We start from the raw sequence: 20,072 nt of genomic DNA, 5'->3' as shown, positions 1-20,072 counted from the left end.
GACCCTAAGAAAGGGGTTTGATCTCCCGCCCCTGATGTTCACAATGGAGGAAATCGAAGCCATCACGGTCGGAGCAAATCTCGTTCATCGCATCCGCGATCCGAAATTGCAGGAGGCAGCCGAAAGTGTTCTGAGCAAGCTTCAGCATATCGTCCCGAAGGAACTGCGTTCCTATCTCGCATCACCCCGTTTCTATGTCTCGGAGGGAGATGCCGTGCGACCCGAAGGGATCGAACTGCTCGACGTCCGGAATGCAATTCGGTCGTGTCGCAAAATCACCATCACTTACATCGACGAGCAAGGGCGTCGATCACGGCGCACGATCTGGCCTATCGCCACGATTTACTATGTCGATGTAACCTTGATTGCCGCCTGGTGCGAGCTTCGCGAAGATTACCGTCATTTCCGGGCAGACCGCATTGTGCAGTCTGAAGTGCTGGAAGATCGGTATGCCGCCGATAGCGGACCTATGATGGCAGAGTGGATGGCGAAGCGTTCGCAAAATTCCTGACTTCACGAAAATTCTGAACTCTTCCCATAACCAAATTCTTTCACGCTGTTCTGAATATCTCACGCACTCGTTGTGAAACGACTTTCACGGGGGCTGAGCGTTTGAGATCGTAATGCACCACAAGCCAGATGTCTCGGGACATGAGCGGAATGCCTGGGCGGGCCGGGACCAGTTTCGCGTCAGACATGCCCATAAAATCCGGCAGCGCGGCAATGCCTGCGCCAGCGCGAACTACTGCCTGCTGTATCTCCAGACTGCTGGCGTAAAATGAGAACGCTCGACCGGCCGCGAATCCTCGATCGCTGCCTGTTGCGGAGCGCGCGCCAATGCCCCGTCATAGCCAACGAAACGCCAGTTGTCTTCGGTGGTTGCAGCCAGATAGTCGCGACTGGCGTAGAGCCGGAAAACGATCTTTCCCAGCTTGGTGATTGTCAGATCGCCATCTTCCGGGCGGCTCAAGCGGATAGCGATGTCCGCTTCCCCTCGATCGAGAGAAGAAATGCGGGCTTCGCCGATGATCCTGATTATCAGGTGTGGATGGCGATTTTGCAGTTCGACCAATGGGGCGGTGAGACGTTGAACAGCCAGGGCGGGCGGAGCGCTGATCGTGGCAGTTCCGGATAATTCGGAACGGGCACCATCGGCGGCTCTTTGGACAGCGCGTGCTTCAGCTTCCATCTTGCCCGCGATGGCGGCAATCCGCTCACCCTCTACCGTCAAGGTCCAGCGCCGACCGCGCCGATCGACAAGTGCGATACCCAGAAATTCTTCCAGCGGAGCGATGCGTCGGGCAACGGTTGCGTGTTCGACCGCCAGCATCCGTGCTGCGGCGGAGAGGGAACCGGCCGAAGCCAAGGCACTGAAGTGGCGGAGATCATCCCAGTTCATCGGTTAAATTCTTCACATTGACGGTTAGATAATAGGGGATTTTCTATCAGTTTGCCAGATGACACAATTCGCTTTAAACGGAGGCGAAGGCATGGACAAAAAGATAGAACTGGTTGCTACAGGCGATGTCGATAAGCTCCGAGTTTCCGCTTGCCCACCGCAAGTGCCGGGACCGGGCGAACTTCGCATCCGCCATGAGGCAATCGGCGTAAACTTCATCGACATCTACCAGCGTATCGGCCTTTACCCCTTGCCGCTACCGGCTGTTCTTGGGGTAGAAGGTGCCGGTGTCGTCGAGGCGATCGGCCCGCAGGTCGACGAGATCCATGTGGGCGACCGCGTTGCTTATACCGGCATACCCGGCGCATACGCGGCAACACGCCTCTTGCCCGCTTGGCGCGCAATCAAATTGCCCGATGACATCAGCACAAGGATAGCCGCCCCTTCTTTTTTACGGGGACTGACCGCGCACATGCTTCTGACCCGGACATATCCGGTCGGAAGCGGAACAACCTTGCTCATTCATGCGGCTGCAGGTGGTCTTGGCACTATCCTGACACGATGGGCGAAGTCCCTGGGAGGTATTGTCATTGGCACAACAGGCTCATCCGACAAAGCCGATATCGCGCGCGCAAATGGCGTGGATCATGTCATCGTCGGTCGTGAAGCAGATGTCGTGTCCGAAATCGGTCTGCTGACAAAAGGCAAAGGTGTCGATTTCGCAATCGACGGTATCGGGGGTGAGATGCTGCGCAAGACGCTTGGCTGCATCAGGCGCTTTGGCCTTGTCGCCTCGATAGGGCAAGTGGCTGGGCCGATCCCGCCCGTGTCCGTTGAAGAACTCGGCCCTATCCGTTCGCTATCACTGGCCCGACCCAGGTAGAGAATATCCATTGTCAGAAGCAGCCCAAGCGCAAAGCGATCTGGAACACGGAGAGACGACCGGAAGCCTTGTGCTCGTTCCATAAGATCGTACGCATGTTCGGAAGCCAATGCGTTCCTGCTGGCTTCTCTTTGAGACAAAAAGGACAAGGATGATGAACGGCTTCCTTCATAAACGATGACAGAACGGCCTCAATCCGGTTCAGTGGGGGGGCATATGCTGCGGTCGCCTTATCCGTCCTGTCCTGGTCGGCCGCCTTCCTGGTCATCGCATTTTCTCTCAGAGGAATGCGCCCAATCCCATTGGCGACAGCGCGGTTCGAAATGGCCGGGGTCGTCGCGCTCAGCTGGCTGGTGTGGAAGCGCCAGCCTGAAGGATAAGCTCACGTTGATATTGTCGCTGGAATTCTAACTTTCGCGACAAAATCGGCGGCGCTGATTTTTCACGGGAAATTCTATCGCAAAAGTCAGGCGCAAAAGTTAGAATTTCGCGAATGATTTTTGCGACAGGACTACGCCGCGAGCCGCGAGTGACACGCCCTCGGTCTTACGCACTACAAGCGCCCAAATGTAGCCAAAAGAAGAAGGAGATCGAGGCCACGCGACGACCGAGCATGTCAGCAGTAATCTGCTATTAGCGAACTGCCTTGAGCTTTTCTAAAAACAATCGAGTAAGAGGAAAGCGATCGTCAGATTTTACCCTTACCGATGTTCGCGCGTGGCAGCGGATATCAAATTTGGAAGAACCTGCATTTTGAGGAGAATGGCTTGATGGATCAAGCTGCACCACGGGTCGTGGTGGTCGGGGCCGGTGTCATCGGAGCGTCGGTCGCTTGGCATCTAGCGCGGAAAGGCGCGCGCGTGACGGTTCTTGAGAAGGGTTCTTCTCCTGCCGGTGGCGTCACTCGTTGGTCGTATGGCTGGGTCGGCACGAGCAGCAGCCTACCCTCGGACGATCCCGCAAACTTTGCCTCCAAAGTGCAAGCGGCTGTAGAGTTCAAGCGCCTCGAACGCGAGCTCGGATCTTTGCCGATCACGGCTCGCGGCTCTCTCGTCTGGTTGGGCTCGGACGAGGAGACCGTCGCCCTTATTGCCGAGCAGAAGGCGTCTGGTGTCCGCATGGAAACGTTGAGCAGGGCTGACTTGGCATCGATGGAGCCACGGCTTGCCACACTGCCGGCTCTCGCCGCTTGGGCGCCAGACGATTTCGCCATTGAGCCGCGCGACTTGACTCACCAACTGCTGGATGCCGCCAGCGAAGCGGGAAGCGAAATCGTCTGCGGAACAAGCGTCGACGGCGTTGAAACGCGGGGAGGACGTGTCGCTGGCGTACGGACGACGAAAGGAGTTGTTGCCGCCGATTTCGTGGTGCTGGCGAACGCCAGTGCGGCCGTTTTCCTCGCCGCACCTTTCGGGATCGCACTGCCCCTGCGTGAGGAGCCGGCTGTGCTCATGCGCTTTGCGGGCGGGGCCGGCGTTCTGCGCCATCTCGTCTATGGCGAAGGAGTGGAGCTTCGTTCGGGCCTCGCCGACGAACTGGTTTCGGCGGAGGATTACCCTGACGATGGCCAAGCCGGACTTGCGGCGCTTGCCGATCGGACCGCTACGACGATCGCTCGGATGTTCGCTCTCTCTGCGCGGCCAACGCTGCTGTCCGTCAATGCCGCGTACCGACCCATGACAGATGACGGAGCGCCGGTGCGTCGATTTTTACCGAACGTCGAGGGCCTTTACGCGATCGTGGCCCATCCAGGCGTCATCCTCGCCCCGCAACTTGGACGATTGGCTGCGGATGAGGTCTTGGGGACTGAGCACGCTCGTTGAAGGTGGGAGTTGCGCGACTTAGCGCGATGCTACAACCACAACGCCGGCCCCTAACATTACACCCCCGGCTGTCCGGAGCAGCTTGCGAGCACGGCCAGCGAGATTTTCGTGACGGCCTATCGAACTGCGATGAGTAGCGCCGATCCAAGCGCATAGAGACCGAAACCGATAAGGATCACCCCGGACAGCCTCGACACCCACAGGGCAAATCCCTCCGGCAACCGCCGCCGCGCAAAAGTAACGCTGCCACTCAACAGGAACCACCACAACAGCGACCCCAGAAACACGCCGGCTACGACGATCGTGGCATTGATCGCTCCCGGTGCGTCAGCCAGCCCGAGACCGGCGAACATCGCCGCAAAGGCGAGAATGGTCATCGGATTGGTGATCGTGAGAAGGAACGTCGTCGCGATCGTCCCAAGGAGGTCTCTCGCACCAACCTGTGCCACAGCGCGCGGAGGTTTCGGCCTCATGCTTTTCCAGCCGAGCCAAAGCATGAACAGGCCGCCGATAAGCTTGAGCGGTGCGTCAATCATCGACAGCCTCGCCGCGAAGGCTGAAAACCCGATCGCCGCGAAGCTTGCGTAGATCGCATCCGCCAGCGCCGTTCCAAGCCCTCCGGCAACGCCGGCCCAAAAGCCGCGTTCGAGCGTGCGGTTGATGCACAATGCGCCGATCGGCCCTAACGGGGCGGCAACCACCAGACCAAGAAGCAGGCTTTTGCCGAACAGCAGAACGTCCATCAGACCATTCCCTCCTTCAGGATAAAGGGGCCATCCACGACCGAGGACAGGGCGATGATGGTTTCGGAACGGACCAGGAAACCGTGCTCCTTCATGTCCGCCAGAAAGGCCTCGATTCCGGCAAGCGAGCCAACATGAATTTTCATCAGGTAAGACCATGGGCCGGTGACATGGTGGCACTCAGCAATAGAAGGGTGTGCCGCCGCGTAGCTGCGAAATGCGGCTTCGTCGGCTCCCGGGGCGAGCGCGATCCAGACAAAGGCAAGGATCGGCAGATCCAGCGCCTGTGGATCGGCATCGACGGTTGTGCGGCGGATCGCGCCGCTTGTCGTCAGACGACGGATACGTTCGTTGACGGCGGACGCGGACAGTTCAACCGCGCCACCGATATCGGAGAGCGATCGCCTGGCGTCCTGCGCCAAAAGGCTGATGATTTTGCGGTCGATTATATCCATGACCGCATTGTGTGCGCATATTGCGATTAAATCAACAAATTTTGTGCTTTTGTGGAAAGCGGGCGGCAAATTTGCGGTTGCAACTCCATCTCGCCGCATATTCAGTCGTTAGCGAAACGTCATCAGCCCGCCGTCTCTTCCGCAAAGGGCACAAGTCGAAAGGCATTTGGTTTATTGCCGCAGGCAACAGAAGAGCGGAATGACCTCGTCACGTGTCAGGGGCGCAAGCTGGATCGTTGGCAGCATTTCCTCGGTAGCCCAGATGACTTCCTCGATTTCGGCAGCGGGAGAGACGTTCCGGTCAAGCCGGAAGCTGTAAAGTTCGGCGTCCACCCAATGCCCGTCTTCGTTCGCGGCTTCCGCGAGGAAACGGCCGAGATAGGAGACTTCGGAGGGGAGATGAACGCCAAGCTCTTCCTGCAATTCCCGCGCCAAAGCCGCGAGGGGCGCTTCTCCCGGCTCGATCTTGCCTCCCGCCTGCATGAAGAATGAGGAACCGCGTTTGCGGACGAGGAGGGTCCGGCCTTGTGCGTCTAGGATCAACGCCGCCGCGATACAGATGACCGGCGCGGTATCGGAGGGGAGCGTTGTCATATCCGCTGTTTCCTCGGTCCTTTCTGCATAAGGGCAAGCCCCAGAGGAAGCATCGCGCCGATACCGGCCCCGAGCATGACAGTGAAGGGTCCCCATCGGTCGAGCATGATTGATCCCGTCATGGCACCGATGCCGATCGCCGCGTTCAGAACGGCCGTGTGAACGGCTGCCGCTGGCGTCGAAAGGGGACCCGAGGCCTTGAGAACCCAGGTCTGGAGGGTAGCGAAAAGGATCGAGATCGCCGCGCCCCACACCACGAGGCATGCGCCGACGCCGACAAGTCCGAGGACCGAGGTCGACGTTCCCATGAAGATCAGGGCCATTCCCATGGCCGCGAGCGCACACAAGATGACCTCATGCAGGAAGCGATCTATCAGCAGCGCGCCAAGAACGCTGCCCAGGAGCCCCGCCGCCCCGAAGGCGAAGAGGAAGACCGGCACTCCCGCCGGCACGACACCGGGAAGCGCGGCGATGAACGGCTCGGCGAAGGTGTAGGCTGAGAAGTGAACCGCCCCGATCAGTGCCGTGATAGCGTAGATGGACCAAAGCGAGCGCTGACCGAGGGCATCGGCGAGCGTCGCTTTGCGGCCGCGCACCGATGTCGCCATGTTCGGAAGCGTCACCATCATTGCAAAAGCCGTCAGCAGACCGAGCAGCGAAAGCGCGCCGAATGCCCCGCGCCATCCCATTGCCTGCCCCACAATGTTGACGGCCGGCACACCCATGACCGTGGCGATAGAAATGCCGCCGAAGACGATGGAGGTCGCCAAGCCCGTTTGGCGGGGTGGAGCGATGTCCATCGCGAAAGCAGCGACTGTTGCCCAGAAGATGCCGTGTGCCACAGACCCCACGAAGCGGGCAAAGAACAGCGCCTCCAGGGACGGCGAAAGGAGCGCGATCGCGTTCGACGCAGCGATGAGCAGCATCAGCCCGATCAGGAGAGCTTTGCGCGGGACGCGTCCGACGAGTGTTGGGGCCAGGAGACCGCTGAGGGCTCCGAACCAGGCGTAGAGGGTGACGGTCAGCCCGATCTTAGCCGGGGCTTCACCGAGATCGACAGCCATTTGCGTCATCAGTCCGATCGGAGCGAATTCGGTCGTCACCATCGTGAACGCAGCAATGCCGAGCACCGCGATCGACAGCCATGTCTGGAAACGAGAGCTAGCCTGATCGTCAGTCAAATGCTCTTTCCTTTCAGAAAGATGCCAGAGAGCTGGGTACATGATTTTCTAATTTTACTCCGGGCTATCTAACCCAAGATATCACAGACATTCATTAGAAAAAGTGCCACTTCTGCTTTTAAAAGCATTCCAATCGATACTGGAATTCTTGCCGCGGGTATCAGAATTTCCGAGACAGCATCCAAGGCTTCTCCGTCACGTCAGTTCTTTCAATCCGATCGGCGTCTGGATGAGCTCACGAAGTCTTTCAGAATAGCCAAGCCCTCTGGCCAGTCGCCGAGTTCGCTTTGGCCGTTGATGTGGCCAGCCGCGCCGATGACCTTTAAATCGCAACCCCATTGCTCGGCTCGCTTCTGGACATAAGGCAGTGAACCATAGGGATCATCGGAACTTGCTACGATGAGAGAAGGAAATCGGAATTTCCGTTGCGGCGTATCTGCAAAGCTCGCCGCCTGTGGGGGAAAAGCCTGAGAAGACGGATCAGGCACAGCCACCAACATCGCTCCCCTAATTGGCAGATCAGAAACTTGATCCCAATGTGCGACAAGCAGGCAGGCCAGGCTATGCGCCACCAGAATGGGCGGCGTTTGTGCGGCGCGCACGGCTTCCTCTAGCGCCGCGACCCAGTCGGAAAGATCAGGCTCACCCCAACTCGTCGGCGCGAAACGACGTATGGCGGGATTGGCATTCTCCCAAAGGGTCTGCCAATGAGACTTGCCGGAATTGCCGATGCCGGGCAGATGAATGATTTCAGTCATGTTTTGCCTCTTCGTTACGTCTCCTGTCGTTATGGATATTTACGAGACACAGAAAAATAAGCATTCATCGGGAAAGAGCCCCACAAACCGATGGATTCAAGGTCAATGGCGAAATATCTCGATTTGCGTCCCGAACTTGATCCAACGGATATTTCCATGATCGAAGCCTTGCAGGACGACGGACGCATCAGCGTTTCCGAACTTGGAAGAAGGGTCGGCCTTTCTCAGCCGGCAACGTCGGAACGTCTGAAGCGGCTTGAAGAACGTGGTATCATCACTGGCTACAGAGCTGTCATCGATCCTGCCTCGATAGGGCTTGGAATGATGGCGATCATCCGCCTGCGCACCACGCATGAATACATCAAAACATGCCTGAAGCAGTTTTCGGAGATGCCGCAGATCATCGAGGTCTTAAGACTGACTGGAGAGGACTGCTTCCACCTGAAAGTGGTCGTGCCCTCACCAGCCGAGCTGGAAAGCATTGTCGATGCTGTTGCACGCTATGGTTCGGTCACCACAGCAATCGTTCTGCGCAGCGAGCCCGCGAAGCGTATTGGACGTGAACTCATAAAGAAGGGTTGATTTCGCAAATCTCCCGGCGATTGGTCGATATTTTAGCCCGACTTTTGCAGCGCTGCAAAATCAGGAGATTTGCGACTGAAGGGGCATCAAGCCAACTACCGAGCGTCCGCTGCTGAGATCGTCGCGAATACAGCGGAAAGCATGTTCCTCACCGCTGCTCAGGGGAGCCGCCGGGGTTGAGCGTCAGCTGCATGAACACGAGGTCAAGCCATTTGCCGAATTTGGTGCCGACCTGCTTGAGATGACCGACCTGCTCGAAGCCGAGCTTTTCATGCAGGCGCACGGAGCCGAGGTTCTCAGCTTCAATCCCGGCGACCATAACGTGCTTACCGATCGCTCGCGCGCGTTCAACGAGGGCCTCCATGAGTTTCACTCCGGTGCCTTTGCCGCGCTGGTCCACCCTTACATAGACGGAATGTTCGACGGTATATCTGTAGCCATCGAAGGCTCGCCAGTCGCCGAAGGACGCGTAGCCGACGACCTGACCGTCCTCGCCGATAGCCACTAGGACTGGATAGCCGAGCCTGGCTCGATCGGCCAGCCAGCTATGTCTGTTAGCCGTATCGACTTCGGCGTCGTTCCAGATTGCTGTCGTGTTTGCGACTGCATGGTTGTAGATGTCGGTGATGCCGGGAATATCTGCTTCGATGCCGTCACGGATGTCCATGGTCGCTTCCTTTTGTCTAATATGATAGGTTTATGTCTACTATATTAAACATGTTGGCGCAACGCATTTCGCCGAAGTCAACCCACGGTCAATGCCGCCACTGCATACACGCACTCCCGCTCGCTTGCGTTCTTGAACACGCAATCGGTTGGTGGACCGAGTTCCAGGCAATCACCTTCCTTCATTTCGTGCTGCGTTTGGCCTTCTACAAACACGAGCTCTCCAGACAGGACCCATACGAGCTGGCGGAGGAACGCATAGGCTGAGGCTGGCATGGGCACCTCCTTGCCAGCGGGAAGAGTGACGTTGATAAGATCCAGCGGCATGTCCGAGCGCGGTGAAACGTGGCGGCGGAGATATCCCGTTTCAGGATCGGCCCAGACGGGCTGGTCAGCCTTCCTGAGGAGCCGACCCTGCTGTATCTCCGCTCGCGCCATCAGCGTGGACATGCTCAAGCCGAAAGCGCCAGACAGCTTGGCGAGCATGTTTGCAGTGGGGCTGCTCTCGCCTCGCTCGACCTTATAGACCATGGCGCGAGAAACTGACGCCTTGGCTGCGAGGTCACTCAGGGACCAACCCCGACTTTCGCGCTCGGTCCGGATACGCGCTCCAATCCGCTTGTCCATATTATCTATGCTCATCGTGCTACGATAGTAGACGCGGATTTGACTTTCAAGCGACGTCGCTTCTCAACGACGCCCCTAGCTGGATCAAGAGGACTGCTTGAGCAGCTTGACAAAAGTCTCTGACGAAATGACGGGCGCGAAGAAATTGTTGATGCGCTCCATTGCCGCCTTTTCCTGTTCCGGCTTTTGGCAACCGCAGGCGTCGCCGATCACGATGGGAAGATACCCGTTGTCGCGGGCTAGCCGTGCATTGCCTTCGATGCACCAGTCGAGATGGATGCCCGTCAGGACGATGACTTCGACCTTCTTGCGCGATAGTTCAAGCGGAAGCTGGGTTCCGATGAACGCCGTCTGAAGTGCGCGCTCGTTGAATTCGTTATCGCCAGGACGCACCAGAGCTTTCAGCTCTCCCACGAGCTCGTTGTCGCGTGCCTCCTGCTGCTCCGTCGTCCAGTTTTAGCTATTCGGCCGCAGGTGGTCATTGGCGACCGCAAAAGGTCGGACGAGACGCTCAACTAACTGAAGCTCATGATGCGCTTAAAGTCAGATGCGGTGTGCCGTTTGATGTCCTGCGGACGGAACTTCCGTCGATATCAACCACGCCTCTGACAACTCGGCGCATGTTGGAAAAGCTGTCGAAGGTAACCGTGTCCACCGGCTCATCGAAACGGACAGTCACGGAACAGTATGTGCCCACGGATGACAACGCGGTGATTTGGCCCTTGAAGGGTTGCCCAAGATACCGTCCCTGCACCCTTTGGTGCAAATGGAACGGAAGGGGAGCAGTCTGGGCAAGGCGGGCGGACAACGTGTTCCAATCGCGCGCCCCGTTCTGCCGAGCGACCAGCTCTAGTGCCTGGGCATGGCCCAACACTGTACCGTCTGCGGCAAGTGCGCTCCTGAGAGATTTTGCGTGCGCCTTGGCTTCTGCAGTGTTTCTGAGTGTCATGACAGGTTCCCCACGGCCTTGATCCCGATACCCGCGTTTCCCCGCGCCTTCAGGGCGGCGGCCAGTACCAAAGTTGCGATGATTGCAGCCACGCCGTCGGCTAGCGGAAAGGCGAACCAGATTGCGTCCGCACCCAGCATTGCCGCAGTCGCTACGACGAGGACAGGCAGGAGCACAAAAGGTTTGATCATGGTCAGAAGAGCCGCGCGGGCGGGTTGACCGATGGCCTGAAAATAAAGGCCAAGCACGAGAGCTGGCCCAGAGAAAAGATAGACCGCAGCCATGGGACGAAGCATGCGACCCACCTCGCCGCTCACATGTGGATCAGCGACAAAGGCTGCTCCGATGACCGTGCCCTCGCTGAACAGCAAAACCTCGACAGCAAGACAGTAAAGCAGTGCTGTCGCTGCGGCAATCTGCAGGACCGCATCCGACCGAGTGTAGAGACGCGCACCGACATTGTTGCCAACGATGCTCTGCATCGCCATCGCGACAGCCATGATTGGCAGGAAAGCAAAGCCGAAAATGCGTGTCACGATGCCGTAGGCGGCAATGGTCGTGGCGTAATCGGTGCTACCTGCAAGACGTATGGCGAGAACCACGCTGGCGGACGAAAGCGCCATACCGATAAAGCCCAGACTGACGGGTGCGCCCAGCGCAACAATACGCCTCCAACTGCCGGTCCAGCGGTTCCGCAAGAGGCTGTCGAGCGGCATCATGCCCCCAGGGAACGGGCGTAACACCGCCAGAAGCACCAGTCCAAGCGCCTGTGCCAGTACGGTACCCGTGGCCGATCCCGCGACGCCCAACTCTAGCACCACGACCAGAATGTAGTTCAGCAGAATGTTGATGAGCGTGACCCCAACCGACATGAGCGCCATCACCCCCGCCTGTCCTTCGTTTCTCCAGGCATCGGCATGAACACCCAGCAGAAATTGTATCGGGGTACCGAATATGGTGATTGCCAGGAAGACCCAGACCATTTCGGCAACAGGACCATCGGAGCCAGCGATGTGCAGGGCGAAACCCCAGCCGCCCGCACAGAAGATGACGATCAGCAGTGAGGCGATCGTCAGCGCAAGTCCATGAGCACCGGCGAAGGTCGCGTAGGCGGCATTGCTTTCGTTTGCACCAAGCTGCCGAGCCAGCAGACTTGACATTCCACCGCTGACAAGTGTCGAAAGCGCGATTGTCAGCATCAGGACCGGAAAGGCCATGCCGACGGCCGCCATGGCGTCCGCACCGACGAAATGCCCCAGAAATAATGCGTCGATGATACCCAGCATTCCGTTCATCACCATGATGGCGATCATAGGCAGTGCGGTTGCAGCAAAAATCCTGCCTGGAGAGGCAGTCAAAAAACGGTTTTCGGGCGATGGTCGTAAAGACATCACTCACTCCTCCAAAGAGGCATTTCATGTGGGATGGGAGCCTGCATTGCCACCGACGAAATGCTTCGAGGGTGAGGACGATCTGTATATACCGTGCTTCACCGTGACTTGCGTCTGCAGGCGGCAGGTGCTCGGAACCTTCCCGCGAAAAACCACTAAAGCCAAATGTTGTCAAGAGGAGCATGCTCATCTTAAGGGTTTCTGGTGCGAGTACCATCAAGGCGAAGTCGACGGACGTCCACGGCAGATGCGGAGATTGTTTCCGTGTTTGCCGTGGACGATGTGGATCAGCTATTTGTCCGACCGGCTCCCTCGATCGCCCCAGCGCAACTCGCCGCATTTCGGGCCTTCCAGCCGTCGTTCTGATGTCGGGAAATGGCCGCGTGGGCACACCCGAAGCTGACGAAAGTTTCCTATCGGAGCTCAAGGTGCAGGCCGAGGCGCAGCAGTAGGATTGATCGAATGGCTGCCGCCGCCGGCCGGAGATAGTGGTTTTCGTCTCGAATAACTTTCAGTACCTCATCTGTCACTTGCGATATTCCGTCAGAGGGCTGTCCGCCTCGGGAATCACCATGATTGGTTCGAAGGGGTCGCGATGGACGCGCCTGACCCACTGGGTCACTTTCGAACGGTTGGCCGCATGTGGGTGAAATACGTCGCAGGCGCCGTGCCAGTCGCGCGCCGCGAAATCGATGTTTTCCGTGCGAAGTCGGCATATATCTTATTCATATCCCCGTCTCCCGGCAGATGACAACACGCCAGCCGTCAGGGTCTGAATATGTAAAGCTACGACCAGCCCAGTAGGGATTTTCTGGTTCGACCGGGGTATGACCCTTACGCTGCATACGGGCGATGAGACCATGATACGCTTCATCGTCCGTTATGTAGATGACAATCAAGTTATCGAGACTGGGCGCGGGGCACGGACTGCCGGCCTGATGCTGGGTAAATTCAAGATGTACGTTTTTTCCGGGTAGACCGAGCATGACGCCGTCATAGTCGGCATGCGCTTGAAAGCGCGCCAGTTCGGGCAGTCCAAGTCCGTCCCGATAGAACTCGAGGACATCGTCAAGCCTGTCCGTTGGTCTTGCGATACGTATCTGGGCGGGGACGGCGTTTGCGCCGAGCGTGTATTTGGGTTCAGTCGATTGCATGGGATCACTCATCGTAATTCTCCTTGTTTGGGATTCAGGGGGCAGATTGAACGAGGCGCCAGAGGACAGGCGCTTGCATGACAAGCACGCCCACGACGACGATTGCAGCTCCCGCGAGGCGAGATATGGTGAGCGGCAGGGCTGAAAATCCCACCAGTCCGAAATAGTCGATCGCTAGCGATGCCAGAATTTGTCCTGCGATAACCGCCGTCATGAAGCTTGCTGCACCGAGCTTTGGCGCCAGGATGAGGGCGGCCGAAATGTATATCACGCCGATCACTCCGCCGATCCAGATCCATCTGGGCTGATCTGCAAGACCGGCGACGGAGAGGCCAGGCACACGTAGCGCCAACATTACGGGCACGACCGAAATGGCGCTCACCGCCAGAGATATCATCGTAGCCCAGAGAGGGTGGCCCAAGGCACGACCAAGGGCTGCATTCGCACCCGCCTGCAGAGGCACAAGGGCGCCGGCCATGAGCGCGGCGAAAAAGATAAGGGATTGCATGGGAAGACCTTTCGTCAGCTTCGGTCTCCTTTATGCATATTCGCATCACTGTTTGAAAATTCAGATTTTCGCGCATATTATGCACACCATGAATAATCTACGTGGTGTCGATCTCAACCTGTTGGTGGTTCTCCATGCACTGCTTATCGAAAGGCACGTGTCGCGAACGGCGATACGCTTAAACATGAGCCAGCCGGCTGTTAGCCACGCCCTTGCCCGACTGCGCGCGCGGCTGGACGATCCGCTGTTTACACGCCAAGGAGGCACTCTGGTGCCGACTTTGCGGGCCCTGGAATTGGCGAGGCCTCTCGCCGACGCAATGGCGCAAATCCAAATTGTTCTGCGTCCGGATGGCTTCGAGCCGGACCGCGCGCGTCACACCTTCAAGCTTGCAATGTCTGATTATGGCGCAGGGATCGTCTTGCCAAATCTGGTGGCGGGACTGCGGCGCTCGGCTCCAAATATTGATATTGTTGTTACACAGTTGAGCCGCGAGGGAATGATCGCCAGCATCATGGATGGGGATGTCGATCTTGCGCTCGGCGTATTTCCCCAATTACCTGAACAGATACTGTCCGAACTTTTGCATTGCGATACCTATGCATGCTTGATCGATCGGGCTTCACTTGCGCCGTTGGCAGAGACAATAGACTTGGAACTTTATCTGGCCCGCCCGCATGCCCTCGTTGCCGTTCATGGTGAGGCATCAACGGAAGTCGATGAAGCTATTCATGCAGCAGGGCATACGCGACGCGTTGCCGTCGTCCTTCCCCACTGGGGTGTCGCTCCAAAGACCATTCGCGGCACTGACCTGATTTTGACGGTGGCAGCAGGCAGTCTTACGTCCATCCGGGATGACGATGGGCTATTGGTCCTACCACCGCCGATCCGGTTTCCGACTATTCCGTTTAGCCAGATTTCTCACCAAAGACGGCGAAGCGATCCGGCACTTCGTTGGCTAAGGGCGTTCGTCGTTGCTTCGGCGCAACCCTCGGTGCCGTCGCGCTGACGTTCAGGAAAGTCTCTCGCGATGACGTAGTATCCAGTTGGAGATTGGTGTTTCCAACGGTACTAAATTTTCTAACTTTATGGGAGGTGATACGCTGAATTTATCAGCGTATCATTGCGAACTCGGCGGAAGCTTTCGACACCGACGCCAGAGTTCCGAATAAACAGGATCGTCAGATCCTTTCAATGCGCGGGCGCATCGACGCCTGATGGACAGCATTCGCTGCGCTCAAGACCGCCTTTACAGATGCTGTTGCGACATCCGTGTCCAACCCTACACCGAAGACGGGCGAGCCGTTTGGATCCGTGCACTGAATGTAAGCGGCGGCCATCGCGTCTGTGCCCTGTCTCAGCGCATGCTCGTGATACTCGACCACTTCGATCTCGATGCCAAATCGCTCGGCAATCGCGGCCACCGCCGCGGAAATGAGACCATTGCCTCGCCCGATAACGGAGACCTCGGTCCCCGCGTGCAGCACCCGGCCCGAAAAAACACGCTCGGATACTGATTTGCGCGGACCGTTCTCCCGGAACTCAATGAGTTCGAACGCCTGTGTATCTCCGATAGAATATGCCTTGCAAAATTCGCTCCAGATATCGGCTGCTGTCAGCTCTTGGCCCAGTCCGTCCGCGACCGCCTGGACACGGCGGCTGAAATCCACCTGAAACGCCCGCGGCAGCTTGAGACCCTTGTCCTGTTCGAGCACCCACGCCAAGCCGCCCTTGCCGGACTGACTGTTGACCCGGATGACGGCCTCGTAGCCTTCGCCGATGTCGGCCGGGTCGATCGGCAGGTATGGCATTTCCCAAATTCCGTCATTGCGTCGCTCGTGTGCAGCGAAACCCTTGCGAATGGCATCCTGATGGGAGCCGGAGAATGCGGTATGGACCAGTGCTCCCGCATAGGGATGACGCGGATGGACCGGCAAGCCGTTGCATTCTTCCACCAGATCGACGACGTCGCGAACAGCCGGGAAATGGAGACCGGGATCAATTCCCTGCGTATACAGATTGAGAGCAAGCGTAACGAGATCGACATTGCCGGTTCTCTCGCCATTCCCAAACAGACAACCTTCGACTCGATCGGCTCCGGCGAGCAATGACTGCTCGGCTGCGGCCACGGCTGTTCCGCGATCGTTGTGCGGATGTACGCTGATGACGACGGAATCCCGCCGCGAGATGTTGCGGCAGAACCATTCGATTTGATCAGCGTAGACGTTTGGCATCGCTACCTCGACCGTTGCCGGAAGGTTAAGGATCGCGGGCCTTTCCGGCGTCGGGCGCCAGACGTCGAGAACACGCTCGCATATTTCCAGCGCGAAGTCCGGTTCGGTGAAGCAAAACGTCTCCGGCGAGTATTCGAAGGTCCAGTCGGTCTCGGGACGTCTGAGGCTCTCTTCCAGCATGGCTGTTACCCCGGATATCGCGAGTTGAACGATCTCGTGCCTTTCCATCCTGAAGACGACGCGGCGGAACAATGGCGCGGTGGCGTTATAGAGGTGGACGATGGCCTGGCGAGTACCGGCAAGGGACTCGAAGGTACGGGCAATTAGGTCGGAGCGCGACTGCGTCAGGACCTGGATGCACACATCATCGGGGATCAATCCTCCCTCGATGAGCTTGCGAACGAAGTCGAACTCTGTCTGTGACGCTGAAGGAAAGGCGACTTCGATCTCCTTGAAGCCGACCTTCAACAGCATGTCGTAAAAGCGCAGCTTGCGCTCGACGGTCATCGGGTCGGCGAGCGCTTGATTGCCATCACGCAGATCGGTCGAAAGCCACCGGGGAGCGCTCGTCAACCGTTTGTTGGGCCAAGTCCGGTCAGCGATCTCAATAGGCGATATGAACGGACGATATTTATTTTCGGGGTTCTTCAGCACGGATTTTCTTCCAGTTGGCGGGAGGTTGTACAGCGCGCTACGGTCACAGGATTGCCGTCAGATCCGGTGACCGCTGATAAGTCGCAGTGCGAAGCCTGGAAGGTCTTTATGTGCCAAGACAGGGTGTAGAGGGCAGCACTCAGCCGCTCGTCGTTGTGCAGCCGAACCTGCTATTTTAAACGGTATGGGTTCGGACGAAGACACGGTTGCTCGATCGGTTGAGGATATTGACGGGTTGATAACATCCTTGTTAGAGATAATCTCTCGCATAAACCTCAATAGTCGTCGCGAAAAGCTCAAATTATGCGCGTTCAGTCCGTCACGGAAAATGTCTCAGTCATCACCCAAAAAGAGAAGAATTTTGCCAGTGGCCAGCACAGTCATCCGCAAGCGCAACTCATCTATGCCGTCAGCGGCGTTGTTGAAGTCATCACGGAGTTAGGGCTTTGGGTTGTGCCGCCGAGCCGCGCTATATGGGTGCCCCCTCTGGTCAATCATGTCACTCGAAGCCACGGAGACGTGGAATTTCGCGCTTTGCTGATTAACTCAAGCTGCGTCGGGGATCTCCCTGCGCATTGCATGGTCGTTCAAGTTTCGCCTTTGCTGCGGGAACTGATCGTCAGGCTCGCAGACCTTGCCGAGACAAGGCAATATCATCGGGAACGGATCGACGTAATCTTGCAGCTTTTGATGATGGAGATCGTTTTTACACCGATAGCTGCATTCAGCCTTACCATGCCAAAAGACCAAAGGTTAGTGGAGCTCTGCGACAGGATCAGGTTAAATCCGTCGATATCCATCTCGATTGAGACGGCCGCTTCGAAGACCGGCATGAGCCGGGCTAGCCTCATGCGGCGGTTCGCAGGCGAGACTGGACTTGGATTGGGGCGTTGGCAGCAACAGGCACGCCTTCTGAAGGCGCTGCGGCTCCTTGCCCAAGGTTGCAACATCATCGATGTCGCGAACGAATGCGGTTATGATAGCCCAAGCGCCTTTTCTGCGATGTTTCGGCGCTCGCTTGGCAGGGTGCCGAGCGGATACTTCAACGATAGTGGCGCTGGGTGAGAAATAAAGCGCTCACCATCGTCTGGTTCCCTAGGCTCAGGACCTATTAAATGGCTTGCGATGGCTTGCTTCGTTTGATTCACTGGGGTCGAACGGAGTAGCCGCGATGGGTGATTTGCTGTTGTTATCGGAGGCGCAGATGCGCCGGATCGAGCCATACTTTCCGCTATCCCACGGCGTTCCGCGGGTTGATGATCGGCTGATCCTGAGTGGCATCATCTTTGTCCTGCGCAACGGATTGAGATGGCGGGACGCGCCAAGGGAATATGGTCCGCACAAGACGATCTACAATCGCTTCATCCGCTGGAGCAGGCTCGGCGTATTCAACCGGATTTTAGCAGAACTGACCGCAAAACGGGGCAAGCCCGAGCAATTGATGATCGACGCCACCCATTTGAAAGCCCACCGCACGGCAGCCAGCCTGCTAAAAAAGGGGATGTTCCCAGACGTATCGGACGGACCAAAGGCGGCCTGAATTCCAAGCTGCATGCCGTCTGTGATGGCCATGGCCGTCCTCTCATCCTGCTTTTGAGCGAAGGGCAGATGAGCGACTACAAGGGAGCGGCGAAGATGATCAACGCCTTTCCCAAGGCCAAGACCCTGCTGGCCGACAAGGGCTATGATGCAGACTGGTTTCGAGACGCCTTTGCTGCCCGCAAGATCGCCGCCTGCATTCCATCTCGAGCAAACCGCAAGGTCGCTATCCCGTATGATCCGGTGCTCTACAAAAAACGCCACAAGATCGAAAACATGTTCGGCAGACTCAAGGACTGGCGACGAATTCACACCCGGTACGACCGCTGCGCCCACACATTCTTCTCAAGCATATGCATCGCAGCAGCCGTCATTTTCTGGCTCTGATTTAACGAGTCCTGAGCCTAGGCTGCGAAACAAGCCGTTCAATAGAAAAATAGAAGACTGGAGAAGTGAGATCGTCGATTTTTCACATGAGTGTAGCAAGAGCATCGAAGGCGAATGTTCAGGCTGCGAAATTTCTCGGCAGTTTGAGCCCTTTTGTCCAGTTTTCTAGCCCGCTATGGCCATTGATATGGCCAAGAGCGCTGATGACATTGAGGTTGCCGCCCATTGAGCCGCCCTCGTTTCAGCGAGACCGAGCGACCGACATACGAGCTAATCGAAGATTGTCAAAGGCCCGCAGTTGGTATCGGCGACGAAGATGGCGAGCAGATCGGCATCCTCAGTGAAACTGATGTTGTGCGCGAAGCTATGGACTGCCCCGGTTGGCTCGAACCACGTTTGGCCTGCCGAATAGGTCTCAGCGCTTTCGCCAGCGATTTGAGATTGGATGGTCCCGCTGAGAACGTAGGCCGTCACCGAACCGGGATGGCGATGCTTCGGCGTATAGGCGTTCGGCGGAAAATGAACGACTGCTGTGGTGATGGACTTCCCGGCAATGTCGGGCAGCGGAGTGCAAGCAATAGGTGTCACTATGGTCGCAGGACGAACAGACGGTTCGGCACCTGCGTGTCCACTCATCCGAATGGGCTCCGCTAACCAGGGTGAAGCGGCATGTAAACCAGGACTGCGAGCACAAGGAGCGCGAGGGCTTTATAGGTCGGAGCTATGCGATAGGGGACGCGCATGCTGAAGCGAACCATTGAGTTTACTCCCTTGTCAGTGCAAGGCGCCAGGCGGGCGACCAGCCTAGCTCGCGTTTCGCTTTTTCGCTCGAAACCTGACCGTCGTCCTCCGCGATGTTATATGCGCCGTGCGCTCCCCGCTCAGCGGTGAGAACTGCCGCATAGGCGGCCGCATCGACATGGACTGGCGCTGCGCCAGCCGCAGTCTCGAACCCCGTTCCGGGTCCGTAGAGCCGCCCATAGCGGAGGACCACACCGTCGAGGGGGCCGCCGAGAACCTGACTCTCCAGGCTCGCGACACCGCGTGCCGAAACTCCCGCACGCCCTGGTGCCTGGATAGCAAGGGTGGCCTCTTCGAAGTGCGGCAGGGGGCCGTCGGCGTAGGCGAAAGCGACGCTCTGCGCGACGATCCGTGAAGCGCCACCGACTATCGCGGCGGCAACGAGGTTGCGTGTACCCTCCTCGCGTATGCGGGCGTTGCGGACCGTCGCTTCCTCCATCCGTGCGGGATCGAGACCAGGAGGAAGGTCGGTGAGTTGGTGAATGATGACAGTCGGCTTTATATTGGAAACAACCCTGCGAAGCTCGGTGGCATCGAAGATGTCAGCGACGACAGGCTCGGCACCCATCGCGGCCAGTGCCTCGCATTTGGCGGGGCTCCGCGTCAGCCCAACCACCCGCCATCCCTCTAAGCGAAGCATGGGTACGAGGCGACGGCCTACTGCGCCGGATGCACCGGCTAGAAAGATCGTTTTTGTCATGCGGCAGTCTCTTTTCTTATCATGCGCAACTTGGTATCATAGCT

23 protein-coding genes and 3 pseudogenes are annotated in these 20,072 nt (G+C 57.8%); 8 read left to right on the top strand and 18 right to left on the bottom strand.

Going from position 1 to position 20,072, the window contains the following annotated elements:
* The first annotated feature begins 43 nt into the window (after window positions 1-43).
* Entirely contained in the window at window positions 44-511 is a 468-nt protein-coding gene (locus tag EPK99_RS23035; RefSeq protein ID WP_164901857.1) for a helix-turn-helix transcriptional regulator, read from the top strand.
* 40 nt (window positions 512-551) lie between these two features.
* Here the strand turns inward: EPK99_RS23035 and EPK99_RS25955 are convergent, their stop codons facing one another.
* Together EPK99_RS25955 and EPK99_RS23030 are read right to left on the bottom strand one after the other, a co-directional pair.
* A complete protein-coding gene (locus EPK99_RS25955; RefSeq protein ID WP_342633756.1) occupies window positions 552-725 on the bottom strand; it encodes a hypothetical protein in 174 nt (57 codons plus the stop codon).
* Window positions 726-742: 17 nt separating this feature from the next.
* Window positions 743-1,399: a LysR family transcriptional regulator gene (locus EPK99_RS23030; RefSeq protein WP_281033491.1), complete on the bottom strand. Its 657-nt coding sequence runs from the start codon at window positions 1,397-1,399 to the stop codon at window positions 743-745.
* 91 nt (window positions 1,400-1,490) lie between these two features.
* Between EPK99_RS23030 and EPK99_RS23025 the strand changes: the two are divergent.
* Both EPK99_RS23025 and EPK99_RS23020 read left to right on the top strand, forming a co-directional pair.
* Window positions 1,491-2,367, top strand: a pseudogene (locus tag EPK99_RS23025) (quinone oxidoreductase family protein).
* A gap of 685 nt (window positions 2,368-3,052) precedes the next feature.
* Window positions 3,053-4,105, top strand: coding sequence for an NAD(P)/FAD-dependent oxidoreductase (locus EPK99_RS23020; protein WP_164901856.1), 1,053 nt, complete (start codon window positions 3,053-3,055; stop codon window positions 4,103-4,105).
* Window positions 4,106-4,221: 116 nt separating this feature from the next.
* Here the strand turns inward: EPK99_RS23020 and EPK99_RS23010 are convergent, their stop codons facing one another.
* From EPK99_RS23010 to EPK99_RS22990, 5 genes are all read right to left on the bottom strand, one after another.
* Window positions 4,222-4,848 carry a LysE family translocator gene (locus tag EPK99_RS23010; protein ID WP_128445440.1) on the bottom strand — a complete coding sequence of 209 codons (627 nt, stop codon included), beginning with the start codon at window positions 4,846-4,848 and terminating at the stop codon, window positions 4,222-4,224.
* Window positions 4,848-5,303 carry an Lrp/AsnC family transcriptional regulator gene (locus EPK99_RS23005; RefSeq protein ID WP_128445439.1) on the bottom strand — a complete coding sequence of 152 codons (456 nt, stop codon included), beginning with the start codon at window positions 5,301-5,303 and terminating at the stop codon, window positions 4,848-4,850. Before EPK99_RS23005 ends, EPK99_RS23010 begins: the two co-directional genes overlap by 1 nt.
* A 171-nt stretch (window positions 5,304-5,474) precedes the next feature.
* Window positions 5,475-5,897, bottom strand: a complete 423-nt coding sequence (locus EPK99_RS23000) for an NUDIX hydrolase (protein ID WP_128445438.1) — start codon at window positions 5,895-5,897, stop codon at window positions 5,475-5,477.
* Complete coding sequence (locus tag EPK99_RS22995; protein WP_245582541.1) at window positions 5,894-7,078, bottom strand: MFS transporter; 1,185 nt, start codon at window positions 7,076-7,078, stop codon at window positions 5,894-5,896. Before EPK99_RS22995 ends, EPK99_RS23000 begins: the two co-directional genes overlap by 4 nt.
* Window positions 7,079-7,287: 209 nt before the next feature.
* Complete coding sequence (locus EPK99_RS22990; protein ID WP_128445436.1) at window positions 7,288-7,836, bottom strand: RBBP9/YdeN family alpha/beta hydrolase; 549 nt, start codon at window positions 7,834-7,836, stop codon at window positions 7,288-7,290.
* A gap of 105 nt (window positions 7,837-7,941) precedes the next feature.
* Between EPK99_RS22990 and EPK99_RS22985 the strand changes: the two genes are divergently transcribed.
* A complete protein-coding gene (locus EPK99_RS22985; protein ID WP_128445435.1) occupies window positions 7,942-8,418 on the top strand; it encodes an Lrp/AsnC family transcriptional regulator in 477 nt (158 codons plus the stop codon).
* A gap of 148 nt (window positions 8,419-8,566) precedes the next feature.
* On the opposite strand, the gene EPK99_RS22980 is transcribed toward EPK99_RS22985, so the two are convergent.
* From EPK99_RS22980 to EPK99_RS22945, 8 genes and pseudogenes are all read right to left on the bottom strand, one after another.
* Window positions 8,567-9,085, bottom strand: a complete 519-nt coding sequence (locus tag EPK99_RS22980) for a GNAT family N-acetyltransferase (RefSeq protein WP_128445434.1) — start codon at window positions 9,083-9,085, stop codon at window positions 8,567-8,569.
* Between the two features lie 77 nt (window positions 9,086-9,162).
* Window positions 9,163-9,711, bottom strand: a complete 549-nt coding sequence (locus EPK99_RS22975) for a helix-turn-helix domain-containing protein (RefSeq protein WP_245582540.1) — start codon at window positions 9,709-9,711, stop codon at window positions 9,163-9,165.
* 84 nt (window positions 9,712-9,795) lie between these two features.
* A pseudogene (locus EPK99_RS22970) lies at window positions 9,796-10,137 on the bottom strand (isochorismatase family protein); the annotation flags it as partial.
* Window positions 10,138-10,237: 100 nt separating this feature from the next.
* Complete coding sequence (locus EPK99_RS25815) at window positions 10,238-10,660, bottom strand: glyoxalase superfamily protein (RefSeq protein ID WP_128445431.1); 423 nt, start codon at window positions 10,658-10,660, stop codon at window positions 10,238-10,240.
* Complete coding sequence (locus tag EPK99_RS22960) at window positions 10,657-12,051, bottom strand: MATE family efflux transporter (RefSeq protein ID WP_128445430.1); 1,395 nt, start codon at window positions 12,049-12,051, stop codon at window positions 10,657-10,659. Before EPK99_RS22960 ends, EPK99_RS25815 begins: the two co-directional genes overlap by 4 nt.
* A 312-nt stretch (window positions 12,052-12,363) precedes the next feature.
* A pseudogene (locus EPK99_RS25810) lies at window positions 12,364-12,751 on the bottom strand (hypothetical protein); the annotation flags it as partial.
* Window positions 12,752-12,776: 25 nt separating this feature from the next.
* Window positions 12,777-13,217, bottom strand: a complete 441-nt coding sequence (locus tag EPK99_RS22950; protein WP_128445429.1) for a VOC family protein — start codon at window positions 13,215-13,217, stop codon at window positions 12,777-12,779.
* Between the two features lie 22 nt (window positions 13,218-13,239).
* On the bottom strand, window positions 13,240-13,713 hold the full coding sequence (locus EPK99_RS22945) for a DMT family transporter (RefSeq protein ID WP_128445428.1): 474 nt from the start codon (window positions 13,711-13,713) through the stop codon (window positions 13,240-13,242).
* Here EPK99_RS22945 and EPK99_RS22940 point away from each other — a divergent pair.
* Complete coding sequence (locus EPK99_RS22940; protein ID WP_245582539.1) at window positions 13,682-14,722, top strand: LysR substrate-binding domain-containing protein; 1,041 nt, start codon at window positions 13,682-13,684, stop codon at window positions 14,720-14,722. The two genes, EPK99_RS22945 and EPK99_RS22940, sit on opposite strands and share 32 nt — an antisense overlap.
* Before the next feature lie 172 nt (window positions 14,723-14,894).
* On the opposite strand, the gene leuA is transcribed toward EPK99_RS22940, so the two are convergent.
* Window positions 14,895-16,601 carry a 2-isopropylmalate synthase gene (leuA, locus tag EPK99_RS22935; RefSeq protein ID WP_128445427.1) on the bottom strand — a complete coding sequence of 569 codons (1,707 nt, stop codon included), beginning with the start codon at window positions 16,599-16,601 and terminating at the stop codon, window positions 14,895-14,897.
* Between the two features lie 303 nt (window positions 16,602-16,904).
* Here leuA and EPK99_RS22930 point away from each other — a divergent pair, with 303 nt between their 5' ends.
* The 3 genes from EPK99_RS22930 (at window position 16,905) to EPK99_RS26005 (ending at window position 18,527) form a co-directional block, all read left to right on the top strand.
* Complete coding sequence (locus EPK99_RS22930) at window positions 16,905-17,666, top strand: AraC family transcriptional regulator (protein ID WP_128445426.1); 762 nt, start codon at window positions 16,905-16,907, stop codon at window positions 17,664-17,666.
* Between the two features lie 106 nt (window positions 17,667-17,772).
* Window positions 17,773-18,141 (top strand): transposase, encoded by a 369-nt coding sequence (locus EPK99_RS26010; protein WP_342633754.1) that lies wholly within the window; start codon window positions 17,773-17,775, stop codon window positions 18,139-18,141.
* Window positions 18,039-18,527, top strand: coding sequence for an IS5 family transposase (locus tag EPK99_RS26005; protein ID WP_342633755.1), 489 nt, complete (start codon window positions 18,039-18,041; stop codon window positions 18,525-18,527). The genes EPK99_RS26010 and EPK99_RS26005 overlap by 103 nt, the downstream gene beginning before the upstream one ends.
* 270 nt (window positions 18,528-18,797) lie before the next feature.
* Here EPK99_RS26005 and EPK99_RS22920 read toward each other — a convergent pair whose 3' ends face one another.
* Complete coding sequence (locus EPK99_RS22920) at window positions 18,798-19,163, bottom strand: cupin domain-containing protein (protein ID WP_128445425.1); 366 nt, start codon at window positions 19,161-19,163, stop codon at window positions 18,798-18,800.
* 127 nt (window positions 19,164-19,290) lie between these two features.
* Complete coding sequence (locus EPK99_RS22915) at window positions 19,291-20,028, bottom strand: NAD-dependent epimerase/dehydratase family protein (RefSeq protein WP_128445424.1); 738 nt, start codon at window positions 20,026-20,028, stop codon at window positions 19,291-19,293.
* Window positions 20,029-20,072 lie beyond the last annotated feature (44 nt).

The organism is Neorhizobium lilium, assembly GCF_004053875.1.
In the GTDB taxonomy this organism is placed as follows: Bacteria; Pseudomonadota; Alphaproteobacteria; order Rhizobiales; family Rhizobiaceae; genus Neorhizobium; species Neorhizobium lilii.
This window is presented reverse-complemented; position numbering and strand designations above follow the sequence as displayed.

Bases quoted from the DNA above. Each gene is read 5' to 3' on its own strand.
- EPK99_RS23035 (WP_164901857.1), top strand. From the start codon at position 44: ATGGAGGAAATCGAAGCCATCACGGTCGGAGCAAATCTCGTTCATCGC.
- EPK99_RS23030 (WP_281033491.1), bottom strand. From the start codon at position 1,399: ATGAACTGGGATGATCTCCGCCACTTCAGTGCCTTGGCTTCGGCCGGT.
- EPK99_RS23020 (WP_164901856.1), top strand. From the start codon at position 3,053: ATGGATCAAGCTGCACCACGGGTCGTGGTGGTCGGGGCCGGTGTCATC.
- EPK99_RS23010 (WP_128445440.1), bottom strand. From the start codon at position 4,848: ATGGACGTTCTGCTGTTCGGCAAAAGCCTGCTTCTTGGTCTGGTGGTT.
- EPK99_RS23005 (WP_128445439.1), bottom strand. From the start codon at position 5,303: ATGGATATAATCGACCGCAAAATCATCAGCCTTTTGGCGCAGGACGCC.
- EPK99_RS23000 (WP_128445438.1), bottom strand. From the start codon at position 5,897: ATGACAACGCTCCCCTCCGATACCGCGCCGGTCATCTGTATCGCGGCG.
- EPK99_RS22990 (WP_128445436.1), bottom strand. From the start codon at position 7,836: ATGACTGAAATCATTCATCTGCCCGGCATCGGCAATTCCGGCAAGTCT.
- EPK99_RS22985 (WP_128445435.1), top strand. From the start codon at position 7,942: ATGGCGAAATATCTCGATTTGCGTCCCGAACTTGATCCAACGGATATT.
- EPK99_RS22980 (WP_128445434.1), bottom strand. From the start codon at position 9,085: ATGGACATCCGTGACGGCATCGAAGCAGATATTCCCGGCATCACCGAC.
- EPK99_RS22975 (WP_245582540.1), bottom strand. From the start codon at position 9,711: ATGGACAAGCGGATTGGAGCGCGTATCCGGACCGAGCGCGAAAGTCGG.
- EPK99_RS25815 (WP_128445431.1), bottom strand. From the start codon at position 10,660: ATGACACTCAGAAACACTGCAGAAGCCAAGGCGCACGCAAAATCTCTC.
- EPK99_RS22960 (WP_128445430.1), bottom strand. From the start codon at position 12,051: ATGTCTTTACGACCATCGCCCGAAAACCGTTTTTTGACTGCCTCTCCA.
- EPK99_RS22950 (WP_128445429.1), bottom strand. From the start codon at position 13,217: ATGAGTGATCCCATGCAATCGACTGAACCCAAATACACGCTCGGCGCA.
- EPK99_RS22940 (WP_245582539.1), top strand. From the start codon at position 13,682: ATGAGCGCGGCGAAAAAGATAAGGGATTGCATGGGAAGACCTTTCGTC.
- EPK99_RS22945 (WP_128445428.1), bottom strand. From the start codon at position 13,713: ATGCAATCCCTTATCTTTTTCGCCGCGCTCATGGCCGGCGCCCTTGTG.
- EPK99_RS22930 (WP_128445426.1), top strand. From the start codon at position 16,905: ATGCGCGTTCAGTCCGTCACGGAAAATGTCTCAGTCATCACCCAAAAA.
- EPK99_RS26010 (WP_342633754.1), top strand. From the start codon at position 17,773: ATGGGTGATTTGCTGTTGTTATCGGAGGCGCAGATGCGCCGGATCGAG.
- EPK99_RS22920 (WP_128445425.1), bottom strand. From the start codon at position 19,163: ATGAGTGGACACGCAGGTGCCGAACCGTCTGTTCGTCCTGCGACCATA.
- EPK99_RS22915 (WP_128445424.1), bottom strand. From the start codon at position 20,028: ATGACAAAAACGATCTTTCTAGCCGGTGCATCCGGCGCAGTAGGCCGT.